This window comes from Kitasatospora phosalacinea, assembly GCF_030268885.1.
GTDB lineage: Bacteria > Actinomycetota > Actinomycetes > Streptomycetales > Streptomycetaceae > Kitasatospora > Kitasatospora phosalacinea_C.
Window position 1 is genome coordinate 16,648 of sequence record NZ_BSSA01000028.1, and the last position, 15,571, is coordinate 32,218.

General features: G+C 72.8%; 14 protein-coding genes. All 14 read right to left on the bottom strand.

The features are described from left to right. Positions 1-35: 35 nt before the first annotated feature. Positions 36-287: a DUF6510 family protein gene (locus tag QSK52_RS30235; protein ID WP_285739393.1), complete on the bottom strand. Its 252-nt coding sequence runs from the start codon at positions 285-287 to the stop codon at positions 36-38. Positions 288-307: 20 nt separating this feature from the next. Continuing rightward, complete coding sequence (locus tag QSK52_RS30240; RefSeq protein ID WP_285739394.1) at positions 308-1,030, bottom strand: FAD-binding oxidoreductase; 723 nt, start codon at positions 1,028-1,030, stop codon at positions 308-310. Positions 1,031-1,045: 15 nt separating this feature from the next. Further along, positions 1,046-1,645, bottom strand: coding sequence for a sulfite oxidase-like oxidoreductase (locus tag QSK52_RS30245; RefSeq protein ID WP_285739395.1), 600 nt, complete (start codon positions 1,643-1,645; stop codon positions 1,046-1,048). Between the two features lie 30 nt (positions 1,646-1,675). Continuing rightward, positions 1,676-2,272, bottom strand: a complete 597-nt coding sequence (locus QSK52_RS30250; RefSeq protein WP_285739396.1) for a sulfite oxidase-like oxidoreductase — start codon at positions 2,270-2,272, stop codon at positions 1,676-1,678. Between the two features lie 101 nt (positions 2,273-2,373). After that, complete coding sequence (locus tag QSK52_RS30255) at positions 2,374-2,874, bottom strand: DUF5709 domain-containing protein (RefSeq protein WP_285739397.1); 501 nt, start codon at positions 2,872-2,874, stop codon at positions 2,374-2,376. Between the two features lie 29 nt (positions 2,875-2,903). Further along, positions 2,904-5,141: a catalase/peroxidase HPI gene (katG, locus tag QSK52_RS30260; RefSeq protein ID WP_285739467.1), complete on the bottom strand. Its 2,238-nt coding sequence runs from the start codon at positions 5,139-5,141 to the stop codon at positions 2,904-2,906. Between the two features lie 221 nt (positions 5,142-5,362). Further along, complete coding sequence (locus QSK52_RS30265; RefSeq protein WP_285739398.1) at positions 5,363-6,445, bottom strand: aldose epimerase family protein; 1,083 nt, start codon at positions 6,443-6,445, stop codon at positions 5,363-5,365. 100 nt (positions 6,446-6,545) lie between these two features. Beyond that, positions 6,546-8,051 carry an L-arabinose isomerase gene (araA, locus tag QSK52_RS30270; protein ID WP_285739399.1) on the bottom strand — a complete coding sequence of 502 codons (1,506 nt, stop codon included), beginning with the start codon at positions 8,049-8,051 and terminating at the stop codon, positions 6,546-6,548. Between the two features lie 14 nt (positions 8,052-8,065). Beyond that, on the bottom strand, positions 8,066-8,737 hold the full coding sequence (locus QSK52_RS30275; RefSeq protein WP_285739400.1) for an L-ribulose-5-phosphate 4-epimerase: 672 nt from the start codon (positions 8,735-8,737) through the stop codon (positions 8,066-8,068). Between the two features lie 2 nt (positions 8,738-8,739). Further along, entirely contained in the window at positions 8,740-10,449 is a 1,710-nt protein-coding gene (locus QSK52_RS30280; RefSeq protein WP_285739401.1) for a ribulokinase, read from the bottom strand. Between the two features lie 247 nt (positions 10,450-10,696). Further along, positions 10,697-11,668: a galactofuranose ABC transporter, permease protein YjfF gene (yjfF, locus tag QSK52_RS30285; RefSeq protein ID WP_285739402.1), complete on the bottom strand. Its 972-nt coding sequence runs from the start codon at positions 11,666-11,668 to the stop codon at positions 10,697-10,699. Next, positions 11,665-12,750: an ABC transporter permease gene (locus QSK52_RS30290; protein ID WP_285739403.1), complete on the bottom strand. Its 1,086-nt coding sequence runs from the start codon at positions 12,748-12,750 to the stop codon at positions 11,665-11,667. The genes yjfF and QSK52_RS30290 overlap by 4 nt, the downstream gene beginning before the upstream one ends. Positions 12,751-12,823: 73 nt before the next feature. Then, complete coding sequence (locus tag QSK52_RS30295; protein ID WP_285739404.1) at positions 12,824-14,344, bottom strand: sugar ABC transporter ATP-binding protein; 1,521 nt, start codon at positions 14,342-14,344, stop codon at positions 12,824-12,826. 65 nt (positions 14,345-14,409) lie between these two features. Then, positions 14,410-15,393, bottom strand: coding sequence for an ABC transporter substrate-binding protein (locus QSK52_RS30300; protein ID WP_285739405.1), 984 nt, complete (start codon positions 15,391-15,393; stop codon positions 14,410-14,412). Between the last annotated feature and the right edge of the window lie 178 nt (positions 15,394-15,571).

Genomic DNA, 15,571 nt, shown 5'->3' on the forward strand with positions numbered 1-15,571 from the left:
GAGGGCCGGTGCGGCGCGTCGGCTGCCGGGCGGCGTCAGGAGGCCGGGAAGCGCAGGGCCCCGCCCCGGCCGAAGTCGAACCACAGCTGTCCGGGGTGGCGGGCGACCCGGAAGGCGATCTCGGAGCAGCGGGGGCAGCGGGCGACGGCGGCGGGGCCCTGGTCGTAGACGTGCAGGGCGGCCAGGGCGGCGTCGGTCCCGCAGCCGGGGCACAGCCGCCAGGCGGTGGTGGGGTCGGGGAGGAACAGGTCGGACAGCGGTCCGGCGAGGGCGTTTCCGTCGCGCATGGGGGTCTCCCGGAGGGGTGTCAGCCGAACCGCTCGGTGCGGACGCGGTCGGGGCGGTGGCCGAGGTGGACGAGCAGGTTGGCGGCCTTCTCGACGAAGGCGGTGGGGCCGCAGACGAAGGCGAGGGCCCCGTCGGCGGGCCGGAAGCCCGGCAGGTCGAGGTCGGCCGCGGTGATGCGGCCGACGGGCCGGGGGTGTCCGGGCGGGGCGGTGCGGGTGTACAGGCAGGCGGCGGTGACGGCGGGGTCCTCGGCCTCGGCGATGCCGTCCAGCAGGGCGCCGAACCAGCGCTGGCCGGGGTCGCGCAGCGAGTAGGCGAGGTGGAACGGGGGCCCGGCGTCGCCGAGGTCCAGCCGGGCGCGCAGCATGGCCGCGAGCGGCGCGATGCCGGAGCCGCCCGCCACCAGCAGGACGGGCCCGGGCCGTTCCGGCTTCCAGACGAACCAGCCGCCGAGCGGGCCCTTGACCTCGATCCCGGCGCCGACGGGGAAGTCCTCGGCGAGGTACGGGGAGACCTCGCCGAACGGCGCGGGCTGGACGGAGATCTCGATCCGGTCGCCGTCGGCCGGTGCGGAGAGCGAGTAGCTGCGCACGGCCCGGTAGCCGTCGTCCGCGGTGAGCCGGACGTCGACGTGCTGGCCGGGCAGGTGGCCGGGCCAGCCGTCCACGGTCAGGTGCAGGGTGCGCGCGGTCGTGCTCTCGGGGGTCCTGGCCCGCAGTTCGGCCCGGCGCCAGTCGCTCATCGCGTCGCCCTCGCCTCAGTCGTTCCAGGTCCGCTGCTCGCGCCAGGGGTCTCCGTAGTCGTGGTAGCCGAACTGCTCCCAGAAGCCGCGCCGGTCGGTGCGGCCGAGGGTGATGCCGCTGATCCACTTCGCGGACTTCCAGAAGTACAGGTGCGGCACCAGGAGGCGGGCCGGGCCGCCGTGCTCGGCGGCCAGCGGCTCGCCGTCGTAGGTGTGGGCGATCCACGCCTTCCCGCCCCGCAGGTCGTCCAGCGGCAGGTTGGTGGTGTAGCCGCCGTGGCACTCGGCGAGGGCGAATCGGGCCCCGGTGGCGACGCCCTCCAGCAGGGTGTCGAGGCTGACGCCCCGCCAGCGGGTGTCGAACTTCGACCAGCGGGTCACGCAGTGCAGGTCGGTGGTGACGTCCTGCTGCGGCAGGGCCTGGAACTGCTCCCACGTCCAGCGGTGCTGTTCGCCGTCCTCGGTGGTGAGGGTGAACTCCCACCGGTCGAGCGGGACTTCGGGTGTCGGCCCGGCGGAGAGCACGGGGAAGTCCTCGGTGCGGAACTGGCCGGGCGGGAGGCGGTCGCCGCGGGTGCGGCGGTGGCCGTGGAATCCTGGGGTGAGCGTCGCCATCGACGGGCTCCTCGTGCGTCCGGGGTCGGGTCAGTCCTGCCAGGTGCGCTGCTCGCGCCAGGGGTCGCCGTGGTTGTGGTAGCCCGCCGCCTCCCAGAAGCCGGGTTCGTCGACCGGGCTCAGGGTGAGGCCGCGCACCCACTTCGCGGACTTCCACAGGTACAGGTGCGGCACCAGCAGGCGGGCGGGGCCGCCGTGCTCGGGCGAGAGCGGGAAGCCGTCGTACGCGTGGACGACCCACGCCCGCCCGTCGAGGACGTCCTCCAGCGGCAGGTTGGTGGTGTAGCCGCCGTGGCAGTGGGCGATCACGAAGTCCGCCGCCGTCTCGGCGTCCGCCAGCAGGACGTCGAGGCTGACGCCCCGCCAGCGGGTGTCGAACTTCGACCAGCGGGTCACGCAGTGCAGGTCGGTGGTGACGTCCTGCTGCGGCAGGGCCAGGAACTGCTCCCACGTCCAGGTGGCGCGCCACCCGGTCTCGCTGGCGACGGTGAACTCCCAGTCCGCGGTGTCGACCTCGGGCGTGGGCCCGGCGGACAGGACGGGGAAGTCGTACGTCGGGTACTGGCCGGGCGGCAGGCGGGAGGTGTCGAAGCCGCGGCGGCCGGAGAAGCCGGGTGACAGGCTCATGCGGTCCTCCGGGGACGGGATCCGGGCGGGCGGGGCGACGCCGCCGCCCCTCCATGAAAGGCCCGTTCGCCCGGCGCCGCACGTCGGCCCCGGGCGCGGGGTCAGCGGTAGTCGTCGCCGGCGTCCGGGTCGGCGTCGCGGAGGTCGTCCGCCGCGGTGAAGCGGAGCGCGTCGGACAGCGACTCGGACGCGTCGGCGTCGTCGAACTCGGCGGCCTCGTCGTCGTCCTCGTCGGTGAGGTGCACGGCCGCCTCCTCGGCGCCCGCCGCGCCGCCGTCCGCGCCGTCGTCCTCGGCGAACAGGTCCGTCCCCGCCTCCACCAGCCGCCCGGCCCGGGGGCCCGGACCTCCCGACCAGCGGTCGTCGACGTCGGGGGCCCCGGTGTCGGGCTCCTCCTCGGCGAGCAGCCGGTCCAGGGACTCCCCGGCGGCGGCCTCCGCCGCGGTGGTGCCGTAGCCGGTGGCGCCGCGGTAGCCGTCGGCGGTGACGATGCCCGTCTCCAGCGGGTCGTCGTCGAGGTCGTCGGTCTCCAGCGAGTCCGCCGGGTCGAGCACGCCGTCGTCCTCGGCGGGCAGCGGGTCCTGCGGGGCGGGGTCGGTCACGGCGGTCTCCTCCGGGTCGGGCGAACGGGTCAGGCGTGGCGGTGGGTGGTGAGGTCGAAGCGGTCGAGGTCCATGACCTTGGCCCAGGCGGCGGCGAAGTCCTCGACGAACTGTTCGGCCCCGTCGGCGGAGGCGTAGACCTCGGCCAGGGCGCGCAGTTCGGCGTTTGAGCCGAAGACCAGGTCGGTGCGGCTGGCGCTCCAGCGGAGCGTGCCGGTGGCGTCGCGGCCCTCGAAGACGGCCGGGTCGTGGGCCGAGGGGGTCCAGGTGGTGCCCTGGTCGAGGAGGTTGACGTACCAGTCGTTGGTCAGCACGCCCGGGGTGCGGGTGAGCACGCCCAGCGGGGCGTTCTGGTAGGTGGCGCCCAGCGTGCGCAGGCCGCCGACCAGGACGGTCAGCTCCTGGGGGCTCAGCCCGAGCAGGTCGGCCCGGTCGACCAGGCGGTACTCGGCCGGCAGGGTGTCGTCCTTGCCGAGGTGGTTGCGGAAGCCGTCGGCCAACGGCTCCAGGTAGGAGAAGCCCTCCACGTCGGTGTGCTCCTGCGTCGCGTCGACCCGGCCCGGCGTGAACGGCACCCGGACCTCGTGTCCGGCGTCGGCGGCGGCCTTCTCCACCGCGGCGGTGCCCGCCAGCACGATCAGGTCGGCCAGCGAGACGCCGTGCCCGGCGGGCCGGGAGGAGTTGAACGCCTCCCGGATGCCCTCCAGTTGGCCCAGCAGGGTGGAGAGCCGGTAGGGCTCGTTGACCTCCCAGCCGTTCTGCGGCTCCAGCCGGATCCGGGCGCCGTTGGCGCCGCCGCGCTTGTCACTGCGCCGGAAGGTGGACGCGGAGGACCAGGCCAGCCACACCAGGTCCGCCAGCGGGATCCCGGCGGCCAGCACCCGGGACTTGAGCTGCTCGACGGCACCGCCGTCCAGCGGGGCCTCGGTGGGCTCGGGCAGCGGGTCCTGCCAGATCAGCTGCTCGGCGGCGACCTCGGGGCCCAGGTAGCGGGCGATCGGGCCCATGTCGCGGTGGGTGAGCTTGTACCAGGCGCGGGCGAAGGCGTCCGCGAACTGTTCGGGGTGCTCCAGGAAGCGGCGGCAGATCCGCGCGTAGTCGGGGTCGACCCGCATCGCGACGTCGGTGGTGAGCATCGCCGGAGCACGCCGCACCGCCGGGTCGTGCGGGTCGGGCACCGTCCCCTCGCCCGCCCCGCCCTTGGGCCGCCACTGGTGCGCGCCGCCGGGGCTGCGGGTCAGCTCCCACTCGTAGCCCAGCAGGATCTCGAAGTAGCGGTTGTCCCAGCGGGTGGGGGTGTCGGTCCAGATCACCTCCAGACCGGAGGTGATGGTGTCGTTGCCGTGGCCGGTGCCGAAGTCACTCCTCCAGCCCAGGCCCTGCTGCTCGATCGGCGCGGCCTCCGGCTCGGGGCCCAGGTGCTCGGAGCCCGCCGCGCCGTGGGTCTTGCCGAAGGTGTGGCCGCCCGCGCACAGCGCCACCGTCTCCTCGTCGTTCATCGCCATCCGGGCGAAGGTCTCGCGGATGTCGGTGGCCGACGCCATCGGGTCCGGGTTGCCCCGCGGGCCCTCGGGATTGACGTAGATCAGGCCCATCGTGTCGGCAGCCAGCGGCGCCAGCAGCTCCCCGTCGTCCTTGTGCCGCTCGTCGGTCAGCCACACCGTCTCCGGCCCCCAGTACACCGCCTCGTCCGGGCCCCACACCTCCTCCCGGCCGCCCCCGAAGCCGAAGGTCTCGAACCCCATCGACTCCAGTGCCACGTTACCGGACAGCACCATCAGGTCCGCCCAGGACAGCGCCTTGCCGTACTTCTGCTTCACCGGCCACAGCAGGCGCCGCGCCTTGTCCAGGTTGACGTTGTCCGGCCAGGAGTTGACCGGGGCGAAGCGCTGCAGCCCGGCCCCGTTGCCGCCGCGGCCGTCGGTGACGCGGTAGGTGCCCGACAGGTGCCAGGCCATCCGGATCACGAACGGCCCGTAGTGGCCGAAGTCGGCGGGCCACCAGTCCTGCGAGGTCGTCAGGACCTGCTCGATGTCGCGCTTGACCGCCGCCAGGTCGAGCGCCCCGAACGCCGCCGCGTAGTCGAAGCCCTCGCCGTTGGGGCCGTGGGCCGCGGCGTGGCGGCGCAGCACACCGAGGTTCAGCCGCTCGGGCCACCACTGGTGGATGCCGTCGCCCTTCATCGGGTCGGCGGCGCCGTCCTTGACCGGACAGCCCTCCGCCGCCGGGTTCGTGTTCTCGGGGAACGCGTTGGTGACCTGCTGCACATCGTCTTCGGACACGGAGGGACGCCTTCCTGATACGGGAGGTCGCAGGCGGGACGGCCGGCGACGGCACCTGCGTCCGTGCGGCAGGGAGGCGGGACGGCGACCGGTGCGCGCACCAGCCAACCGCACCGCCGCCGGGCGCGGCGGCCAACACACCGCGCGGCTGGTCCGAGCGGGTGACGGCGGCCGCGGCCCGTGCCGGGCGGGTGTCCGGAGCGCCGTCAGCGCCCGGCGGTGAACCGGTAGACCGTGGTGGAGCGGTACTCCTCCCCCGGGCGCAGGACGGTGGAGGGGTAGTCGGGCCGGTTCGGGGAGTCGGGGAAGTGCTGGGTCTCCAGCGCGATGCCCGCGTACGCCCGGTAGGGGCGGCCGGAGCGGCCGGTGACCGAGCCGTCGAAGAGGTTGCCGGTGTAGACCTGCAGGCCGGGTTCGGTGGTGCGGCACTCCAGGCGGCGGCCGCTGGCCGGGTCGGTGAGGACGGCGGCGGTGCGCAGTCCGGTGCCGTCCAGGACCCAGTTGTGGTCGTAGCCGGAGCCGGCCGGGCCCAGCTGCGGGTGGCGCAGGGCGAACCGTTCGCCGAGGGCGCGGGCCGTGCGGAGGTCGAAGGGGGTTCCGTCGACGGGTTCGACCGGGCCGAGCGGGATCAGGTCGTCGCCGACGGGCAGGTAGCCGGAGGCGTCGACCCGCAGCAGGTGGTCGAGGACGGTGCCGTTGCCCTCCCCGGCGAGGTTGAAGTAGGCGTGGTTGGTGAGGTTGACCACGGTGGGCGCGTCGGTGGTGGCCCGGTACTCGATGGTCAGCTCGCCGTCGGCGTCGAGCAGGTAGCCGACCTCGGCGGTGAGCGCGCCGGGGAAGCCCTGGTCGCCGTCGGGGCTGTGCAGGCGCAGGCGGACGCCGACCCGGTGCTCCTCGCGGACGGCTTCGCCCTCCCACTGGCGGGTGGCGTAGCCGTCGGGTCCGCCGTGCAGGGTGTGGCCGGTGTCCTGGGTGGCGAGGCGGTGGACGGTGCCGTCCAGGGGCAGCAGGCCGCCCGCGACGCGGTTGGCGTAGCGGCCGACGGTGGCGCCGAAGTAGGCGGCGGCGTCGAGGAGTTCGGCGACGTCCCCGCCGCCGAGGACGACGTTGGCGCGCTGCCCGTCCCGGTCGGGGGCGTGGAGGGCCTCGAGGCGGGCGCCGAGGCTGAGCACCTCGGCCGTGACGCCGCCGGGGGCGCCGAACGTCCAGCGGGTGATCGGCTGCCCGTCGGGGAGGGCCGCCACCTCGGCCTGGGTGATCCTCAGTGCGGCGGGGGCTTCGGACGACACGGGTGCTCCGTTCGGTGTGCGGGAGGGGAGGGTCGGGGGGCGGGAACGGGGACGACGCCCGTGGGTGGACGGGCGTCGTCGGTCGGGGGCGGCGGGGTGGTCAGAGGCGCTGGGCGAGGCGGTGGTAGGCCTGGTTCCAGCGCAGTTCGCGGGTGAAGGTGCGCATGGTGGTGTCGGCGTCGATGAGGACGAGTTCGACGTCGAGCATCTCGGCGAGGTCGTCGAGGTGCTCGGCGGTCAGCGCCCGGGTCAGGACGGTGTGGTGCGGGGCCCCGGCGGTCAGCCACGCCTCGGTGGAGGTGCGCAGGTTGGGGCGGGGGGCCCAGACGGCGCGGGCGACGGGCAGGTTGGGCAGCGGCTCGTTGGGTTCGACGACGTCGATCTCGTTGGCGACCAGGCGGAAGCGGTCGCCGAGGTCGGCCAGGCCCACGACCACGGCGGGGCCGGTGGCGGCGTCGAAGACCAGGCGGACCGGGTCCTCGCGGCCGCCGATGCCCAGCGGGTGGATCTCGCAGGACGGGGTGGCGGCGGCGATGGTCGGGCAGACCTCCAGCATGTGCGCGCCCAGGATCAGCTCCCGGCCGGGCTCCAGGTGGTAGGTGTAGTCCTCCATGAAGGAGGTGCCGCCCTCCAGGCCGGTCGCGGCGGTCTTGAGGGTGCGCAGCAGGACGGAGGTCTTCCAGTCGCCCTCGCCGCCGAAGCCGTAGCCGTCGGCCATCAGGCGCTGCACGGCCAGGCCCGGGAGCTGGCGCAGGCCGCCGAGGTCCTCGAAGTTGGTGGTGAAGGCGCCGAAGCCGCCGTCGGTGAGGAAGCCGCGCAGGCCCAGTTCGATCCGGGCCGCGTAGCGCAGGGAGTCGTGGCGCTCGCCGCCGGCGCGCAGTTCGGGGGCGAGGCGGTAGAGCTCCTCGTAGTCCTTGACCAGGGCGGTGACGTCCGCGTCGGCGGCGGCGTCGACGGCGGCGACCAGGTCGTTGACGCCGTAGGTGTTGACGGAGACGCCCAGGCGCAGCTGGGCCTCGACCTTGTCGCCCTCGGTGACGGCGACGTCGCGCATGTTGTCGCCGAAGCGGGCGAGCTTGAGGGTGGCGAGGTCGGCGCGGGCGGCGGCGGCGCGGGCCCAGGTGGCGACGCGCTCGGCGACGACGGGGTCGCTGACGTGGCCGGCGACGGTCTTGCGGGTGACGCCGAGGCGGGACTGGATGTAGCCGAACTCGCGGTCGCCGTGGGCGGCCTGGTTCAGGTTCATGAAGTCCATGTCGATGGTCGACCACGGCAGGTCGCGGTTGGCCTGGGTGTGCAGGTGCAGCAGCGGCTTGCGCAGCGCGTCCAGGCCGGAGATCCACATCTTGGCCGGGGAGAAGGTGTGCATCCAGGCGATCAATCCGACGCAGGCGTCGTCGGCGTTGGCCTCCAGGCAGACCCGGCGGATGGAGGCGGCGTCGGTCAGCACGGGCTTCCAGATGATCCGCACCGGCAGGCCGGTGCGGGCGAGCTGGTTGACGACCTGCTGGGACTGCTCGGCGACCTGCTGCAACGTCTCGGGGCCGTAGAGGCCCTGGCTGCCGGTGAGGAACCAGATCTCGCGGTTGAGGAACACTTCGCTCATCGGGGGTTTCTCCTTCAGCGGGCAGCGGGGCGCTGGCCGTAGACGTTCTGGTAGCGGAAGTTGAGGCTGTCGATGTCCGCCTGCGCGATGGGCAGCGGCTCGCCGAGCTGGCGGGAGATGTGCACGGTGCGGGCGACGTCCTCGCACATCACGGCGGCCTTGACCGCGGCCCTGGCGTCCTTACCGATGGTGAACACGCCGTGGCTCTTCATCAGCACCGCGGGCGAGCGGTGCCCGTCCAGGGTCTCGACGATGCCGCGGCCGATCGAGTCGTCGCCGATCAGCGCGAACGGCCCGATCGGGATCTCGGCGCCGAACTCGTCGGCCATCGCGGTCAGCACGCACGGCACCGGCTCGCCGCGGGCGGCCCAGGCGCTGGCGTAGGTGGAGTGGGTGTGCACCACGCCGCCGACGTCGGGGCGGTGGCGGTAGACGTAGGCGTGCGCGGCGGTGTCGGAGGACGGGGCGTGCTCGCCCTCCACCACGTTGCCGTCCAGGTCGCACAGGATCATGTTCTCGGGGGTCAGCTCGTCGTAGGACACGCCGCTGGGCTTGATCACCAGCAGGTCCTCGCCGGGCACCCGGGCGGAGACGTTGCCCGCGGTCCACACCACCAACTGGTAGCGCACCAGCTCCTGGTGCAGGTCGCAGACCTGACGGCGCAGCAGATCGATCGGGGAAGTCATGGTCAGTCCTCGGTGTCGTGGCTGAGGGCGGCGTTGCGGAGGGCGCGCAGGCGGTGCAGCAGCAGGTCGTCTCCGGTGCCGAAGTGCTCGTGCAGCAGGCGGTACTCGGCGTACAGGGCGTCGTAGGCGTCGGCGCGGGCCTCGTCCGGGAGGTAGGCGTGGCGCTGGACGCGGCCCATCGCGGCGGCGGCGGCCCGCACGTCGGGGTAGGCCCCGGCGGCGACGGCCGCGTGGATCGCCGAGCCGAGGGCCGGGCCCTGGGCGGAGACGGCGAGCGAGACCGGGCGGCGCAGCACGTCCGCGTAGATCTGCATCAGCAGGGCGTTCTTCTTCAGGCCGCCGGTGACGACGAACTCGGTGACCGGGACGCCGCCGCCTTCCAGGGCCTCGACGATGGTGCGGGTGCCGTAGGCGGTGGCCTCCAGCAGGGCGCGGTAGACGTCCTCGGGGCGGGTGGCCAGGGTCAGGCCCGCGATGACGCCGGAGAGGTGGTGGTCGACCAGGGTGGAGCGGTTGCCGTTCATCCAGTCGAGTGCGACCAGGCCGTGCGCGCCCACGCGCTGCGCGGCGGCCTTGCGGGTGAGCAGCTGGTGGGCGTCCTCGCCGTTGGCCTCGGCCTCGGCGAGGTAGTCGGCGGGCAGGCCCTGGCGCAGCCACCAGGCGAAGATGTCGCCGACCGCGGACTGCCCGGCCTCGTAGCCGAAGGCGCCCTCGGCGATGCCGCCGTCGACGACCCCGCAGATGCCGGGGACGTCGGCCAGGGCGGGGCCGTTGACGACGTGGCAGGTGGAGGTGCCCATGATCGCCAGCAGCTTGCCGTTGTCGACGGCCTGGGCGGCGGGGGCGGCGACGTGCGCGTCCACGTTCCCCGCGGCGACCGCGATGCCCTCGGGCAGGCCGGTCCAGGCGGCGGCCTCGGCGGTCAGCGAGCCGACCCGCGAGCCCAGCGCGGCCAGGCCGTCCGGGTGCTCCAGCTTGGTGCGGGCGAAGTCCGCGAACTCCGGGTGCAGGGCGGCCAGGTACTCCTCGGACGGGTAGCCGCCGTCCTGGAAGATGCCCTTGTACCCGGCGGTGCAGGTGTTGCGGGACTCGGCGCCGGTCAGCTGCCAGACGATCCAGTCGGCGGCCTCGATCCAGCGCTCGCACGCCGCGTAGACGGCCGGGTCCTCCTCCAGCACCTGCAGGGCCTTGGCGAACTGCCACTCGGCGGAGATCTTGCCGCCGTAGCGGTGGATCCACTTCTCGCCGCGGGCGTGCGCCAGGGCGTTGATCCGGTCGGCCTGACCCTGGGCGGCGTGGTGCTTCCACAGCTTGGGCCAGGCGTGCGGGCGCCCGGCCCACTCGGGCAGCTCGGCCAGCGGGGTGCCGTCGGCCAGGGTCGGCAGCACCGTGCAGGCGGTGAAGTCGGTGGCGATGCCGATCACCGAGGCGGGGTCGACGCCCGAGGCCGCCAGCGCCTGCGGCACCGCGGTGCGCAGCACCTCGCGCCAGTCCTCCGGGTGCTGCAGCGCCCAGTCCGGCGGCAGACGGCGGGCGGTGCCGGGCAGGCGGTCCTCGATCACGGCGTGCGGGTAGGCGTGCACGGCGGTGCCGAGCTCCTCGCCGTCCCGCACCCGGACCACCACCGCGCGCCCCGACAGGGTGCCGAAGTCGATGCCGACGACGTATCTGTCCGGCTCGTTCGCCCGGTCGTGGTGGGGAGTGAAGCTCACTGTCTCTTCCTTGGCGTGGGGTGGGGGCGTGAACGGTGGGTTGGCGGCCGCCGGCGGTTTCCGCGCCGTTGCGGGCCGGCGGCCGACCGGTGTCCCGTCGTCGCCTGTTGGGAGGGCGGACGGGAGCCGCGCGGTCCGTCCGACGAAGCGGGGGGCCGGACGGTTCGGCGGTGTTCGGGAGGTGGTGCCCGCGGGGATCCGCGACGCAGGCGGCGGAGCCCGGCGGGCCGTCAGTGCCGAGCGGCGGTCAGCGGCGGCGGGCGGTGATCAGGCGCTGCAGGACGATGAAGACGAACAGCAGGGCGCCGATGACGATCCGGGTCCACCAGGAGCTGAGGGTGCCCTGGAAGCTGATCACGGTCTGGATCAGGCCGAGCACCAGCACGCCGAGCAGGGTGCCCAGCAGGTAGCCGGAGCCGCCGGTCAGCAGGGTGCCGCCGATGACGACCGCGGCGATCGCGTCGAGTTCCAGGCCCACCGCGTGCAGGCCGTAGCCGGACAGCATGTAGAAGGTGAGCAGGACGCCGCCGAGCGCGGAGCAGAAGCCGCTGATCGCGTACACGGTGGTCTTGGTGCGCTGCACCGGCAGGCCCATCAGCAGCGCGGACTGCTCGCTGCCGCCGAGCGCGTACACGTTGCGGCCGAGCTTGGTGTAGTGCAGGACCACGAACCCGGCGGCGACCACCAGCAGGGCGATCAGGGCGCTGGGCGAGACGAACAGGTCGCCGAGCGGGATCCGGGTCTGTGCCATGGAGGTGTACGTCGGGTCGGTGATGGAGATCGACTCGACGCTGATCGTGTAGCACAGGCCGCGGGCCAGGAACATGCCGGCCAGGGTGACGATGAACGGCTGGATCTCGAAGACGTGGATGATCCAGCCCATCACCCAGCCGCCGGCGGTGCCCATCAGCAGGACCAGCGGGATCACCAGGAACGGCGACCAGCCGTGCTCCTCGACCAGCCAGGCGGAGACCATGGTGGACAGGGCGACCACCGCGCCGACCGACAGGTCGATGCCGCCGGTGAGGATCACGAAGGTCATGCCGACCGCGACGACCAGCAGGAAGGCGTTGTCGATCAGCAGGTTGAGCACGACCTGGCCGGAGAAGAAGCCCTCGTACTGCACCGAGCCGATGCTGAACATCGACACCAGCAGGACCGCGGTGACCAGCAGCGGGATCTGCCCGCGCAGGCGGGTCAGCAGGGCGTGGGCGTTCATGCGCCGACCTCCCGGTTGGTGGGGGCCGCGGCGTGCGACCGGGTGGTGCGCCGGGTGCGGGCGCCGCGGGCGGCGAGCTTGGCGCGGAAGGCGGGCGACTGGATCAGGCAGACCACGATGACCACGAACGCCTTGAACACCAGGGTGGTCTCCGGCGGGATGCCGATGGTGTAGACGGTGGTGGAGAGGGTCTGGATGATGAGCGCGCCCAGGACGGTGCCGCCGATCGAGAACCGGCCGCCGTTGAGCGAGGTCCCGCCGAGCACGACCGCGAGGATGGCGTCCAGCTCGATCCACAGTCCGGCGTTGTTGCCGTCGGCGGCCGAGACGTTGGAGGAGACCATCAGGCCGGCCAGCGCCGCGCACAGCGCGCTGAACACGTAGACCAGGGCGACCAGGCGCATCGCCCGGATGCCGACCAGCCGGCTGGCGACCGGGTTGCCGCCGACCGACTCCAGCAGCAGGCCGAGCGCGGTGGAGCGGGTCAGCAGCACGGTGGCCAGCACCACCAGGGCGCTGAGCAGGATCGCGAACGGCATGGTCAGCCAGTAGCCGCCGCCGATCATCTTGTACGGGTCGCTGGTGACGGTGATGATCTGGCCGTCGGTGATCAGCTGGGCGACGCCGCGTCCGGCGACCATCAGGATCAGGGTGGCGATGATCGGCTGGACGCCGGCCTTGGCCACCAGCAGTCCGTTGACGGTGCCGAGCAGGACCGCGGTGCCGAGCGCGATGCCCAGGGCGGTCAGCACGGTGCCGAGGCTGCCCGGGTCGCTGGACTCGCTGATGTGCAGGCAGGCCAGGGCGCCGGAGATCGCGACGGTGGAGCCGACCGAGAGGTCGATGCCGCCGGTGGCGATCACCAGGGTCATGCCCAGGGAGACCAGGATCAGCGGGGCGCCGAAGTGCAGGATGTCGATCAGGGAGCCGTAGAGGTGGCCCCCCTGGAGGCGGACGGCGAAGAAGTCGGGGGTGAAGGCGAGGTTGGCGACCAGGAGCACCGCCAGCACCACGGCCGGCCAGAACAGCCGGGACCGGGTCACCGCCTTCACCGGGCTCGTCGCCGCTGCTGCCGTACTCATGCGCCCACCTCGCTGCGCTCGGCGGAGGCATTCGCCCACACGCACTTGTTGGTGATTCGCTCGCTGCGCTCGCTCATGCGTGGGCTCCGCTCGCGATGGTGGCCATGATGCGCTCCGGGGTGAGTGCGCCGTCGTTGTCGAGCTGGGCGACCATCCGGTGGTCGCGCAGCACGCCGACCCGGTGGCTGAGCCGCAGCACCTCCTCCAGTTCGGCGGAGATGAACAGCACCGCCATGCCGTCCTCGGCGAGGTTCGCCACCAGCTTCTGGATCTCGGCCTTGGCGCCGATGTCGATGCCGCGGGTGGGCTCGTCCAGGATCAGCAGCTTGGGGTCGGTGATCAGCCAGCGGGCGAGCAGCACCTTCTGCTGGTTGCCGCCGCTGAGGTTGCGCACCAGTGCCTCGGGGTTGCCGGGGCGGATGTCCAGGGCGCGGATCCACTTCAGCGCGTAGGCGTCCTGCGCGGTGCGCGAGAGCGGGCGGGTCCAGCCGCGGGCGGCCTGCAGGGCCAGCACGATGTTCTCGCGGACGGTCAGTTCGCCGACCAGGCCCTCGGTCTTGCGGTTCTCCGAGCAGAACGCGATGCCGCGGGCGATCGCGTCGCGCGGGGTGCGCAGCGCGGCCACCTCACCTTCGATCCGCACGGTGCCGCCGTCGTTCTGGTCGGCGCCGAACAGCAGCCGGGCGGCCTCGGTCCGCCCGGAGCCGAGCAGCCCGGCCAGGCCGACCACCTCGCCGGGGCGGATGTCGAGGTCGTACGGTTCGACGGCGCCGCGGCGGGTGAGCCGGTCGGCCTGCAGGAACGCCTTGCCGGTGGGGGCGGTGCGTTCGCGCCGCTTGCCGCCGCCGAGCTGGTCGAGTCCGGCGAGCTCGGAGCCGATCATCCGGGAGACGAGTTCGACCTGGTTCAGCTCGCTGGTCAGGTACTCGCCCTCCAGGCGGCCGTTGCGCAGCACGGTCATCCGGTCGCAGATCTCGTAGATCTGGTCGAGGAAGTGCGAGACGAACAGGATCGCCACGCCCTGGTCGCGCAGGCGCCGCATGACGGTGAAGAGCTGGCGGACCTCGTCGCGGTCCAGGCTGGAGGTCGGCTCGTCCAGGATCAGGACCTTGGCGGAGACGTCGACCGCGCGGACGATCGCCACCAGCTGCTGGACGGCGATGGAGTAGCTGTTCAGCGGCGCGTTGACGTCGATGTCCAGGTCGATCCCGCGGACCAGTTCGGCGGCCCGGCGGCGCATCGCCGACCAGTCGATCAGGCCGAAGCGGCGGGGTTCGCGGCCGATGAAGATGTTCTCCGCGACCGACAGGTTCGGGCAGAGGTTCACCTCCTGGTAGACCGTGCTGATGCCGATCTGCTGGGCCTGCAGCGGCCCGGTGACCCGCACCTGCTCGCCGGCCAGTTCGACCTCGCCGCCGTCCGACTGGTAGACGCCGGTGAGCACCTTGATCAGGGTGGACTTCCCGGCGCCGTTCTCCCCCATCAGGGCGTGCACCTCGCCGGGGAAGAGCCGGAAGTCGACCCCGTCCAGCGCCACCACCCCGGGGAACTCCTTGCGGATCCCCCGGACTTCCAGGACCGGTTGCTGCCGCACCCCGGTTCTCCTCTCGTGTCTCCCGTGCCGGGCCGCCCGCGGGCGGCCCGGCACGGCGGGGTGGATCAGTACTGGCGGTTCGGCAGGGCCGCGGTGGCCTGCTCGGGGGTGAAGGTGCCCTCCTCGGTCTTGATCCGGCGCGGCACGCTCTCACCCGCCTTGACCTTCTTCACCAGGTCCATCAGCTGGTCGCCCAGCAGCGGGTTGCACTCGACGTCGTAGTTGATCTTGCCCTGGCTCATCGCGCTCAGGGCGTCCTTGACGCCGTCCACGGAGACGATCTTGATGTCGGTGCCGGGCTTCTTGCCGGCCTCCTCGATCGCCTGGATCGCGCCGAGCGCCATGTCGTCGTTGTGCGCGTACAGCACGTCGATCTTGGGCTGGGACTTCAGGAAGGCCTGCATGACCTCCTTGCCCTTGGCGCGGGTGAAGTCGCCGGTCTGCGAGGCGACGACCTTGAACTTCGGCTCGCCCTTGATGGCGTCCGCGAAGCCGGACTTGCGGTCGTTGGCGGGCGCGGAGCCGGTGGTGCCCTCCAGCTGGACGATGTTCACGTCGCCACCGGCGGACGCGTACTCCTTGACCAGCCAGTCGCCGGCCTTCTTGCCCTCCTCGACGAAGTCGGAGCCGAGGAAGGAGACGTACAGCGACTCGTCCTTGGAGTCCACCGCGCGGTCGGTCAGGATGACCGGGATGTGCGCGTCCTTGGCCTCCTTGAGGACGGTGTCCCAACCCGACTCGACCACCGGCGAGAAGGCGATCACGTCGACCTTCTGCTGGATGAACGAGCGGATCGCCTTGATCTGGTTCTCCTGCTTCTGCTGCGCGTCGGAGAACTTCAGCTCGATGCCGGCCTTCTTCGCCGACTCCTGGATCGACTTGGTGTTGGCGGTGCGCCAACCGCTCTCCGCGCCGACCTGGGAGAAGCCCACGACGAGCTTGTGACCGGCACCCTTGTCGGCGGAACCGCCGCCGCCGCCGGAACCGCAGGCGGTGAGGACGGCGACCATCGCACCGGCGACCAGGGCCGCCGCAGCTCTCTTGGACATGTGGGACTTCCTCTCGGGTTCGTCGAGCGCACGGACGGCGGGGCCGGCCGGGCGTCCACGGGGTGGGGTGTACGAGGGGGCGAGACGACCGGATCGGGGTGCGACCGGGGAAGGCGCTCCGTCTCGTCCGGGTGAACGCGGTGTGGCGGCGCCGTTTCGCTTGAGGGAGATTGTTAGC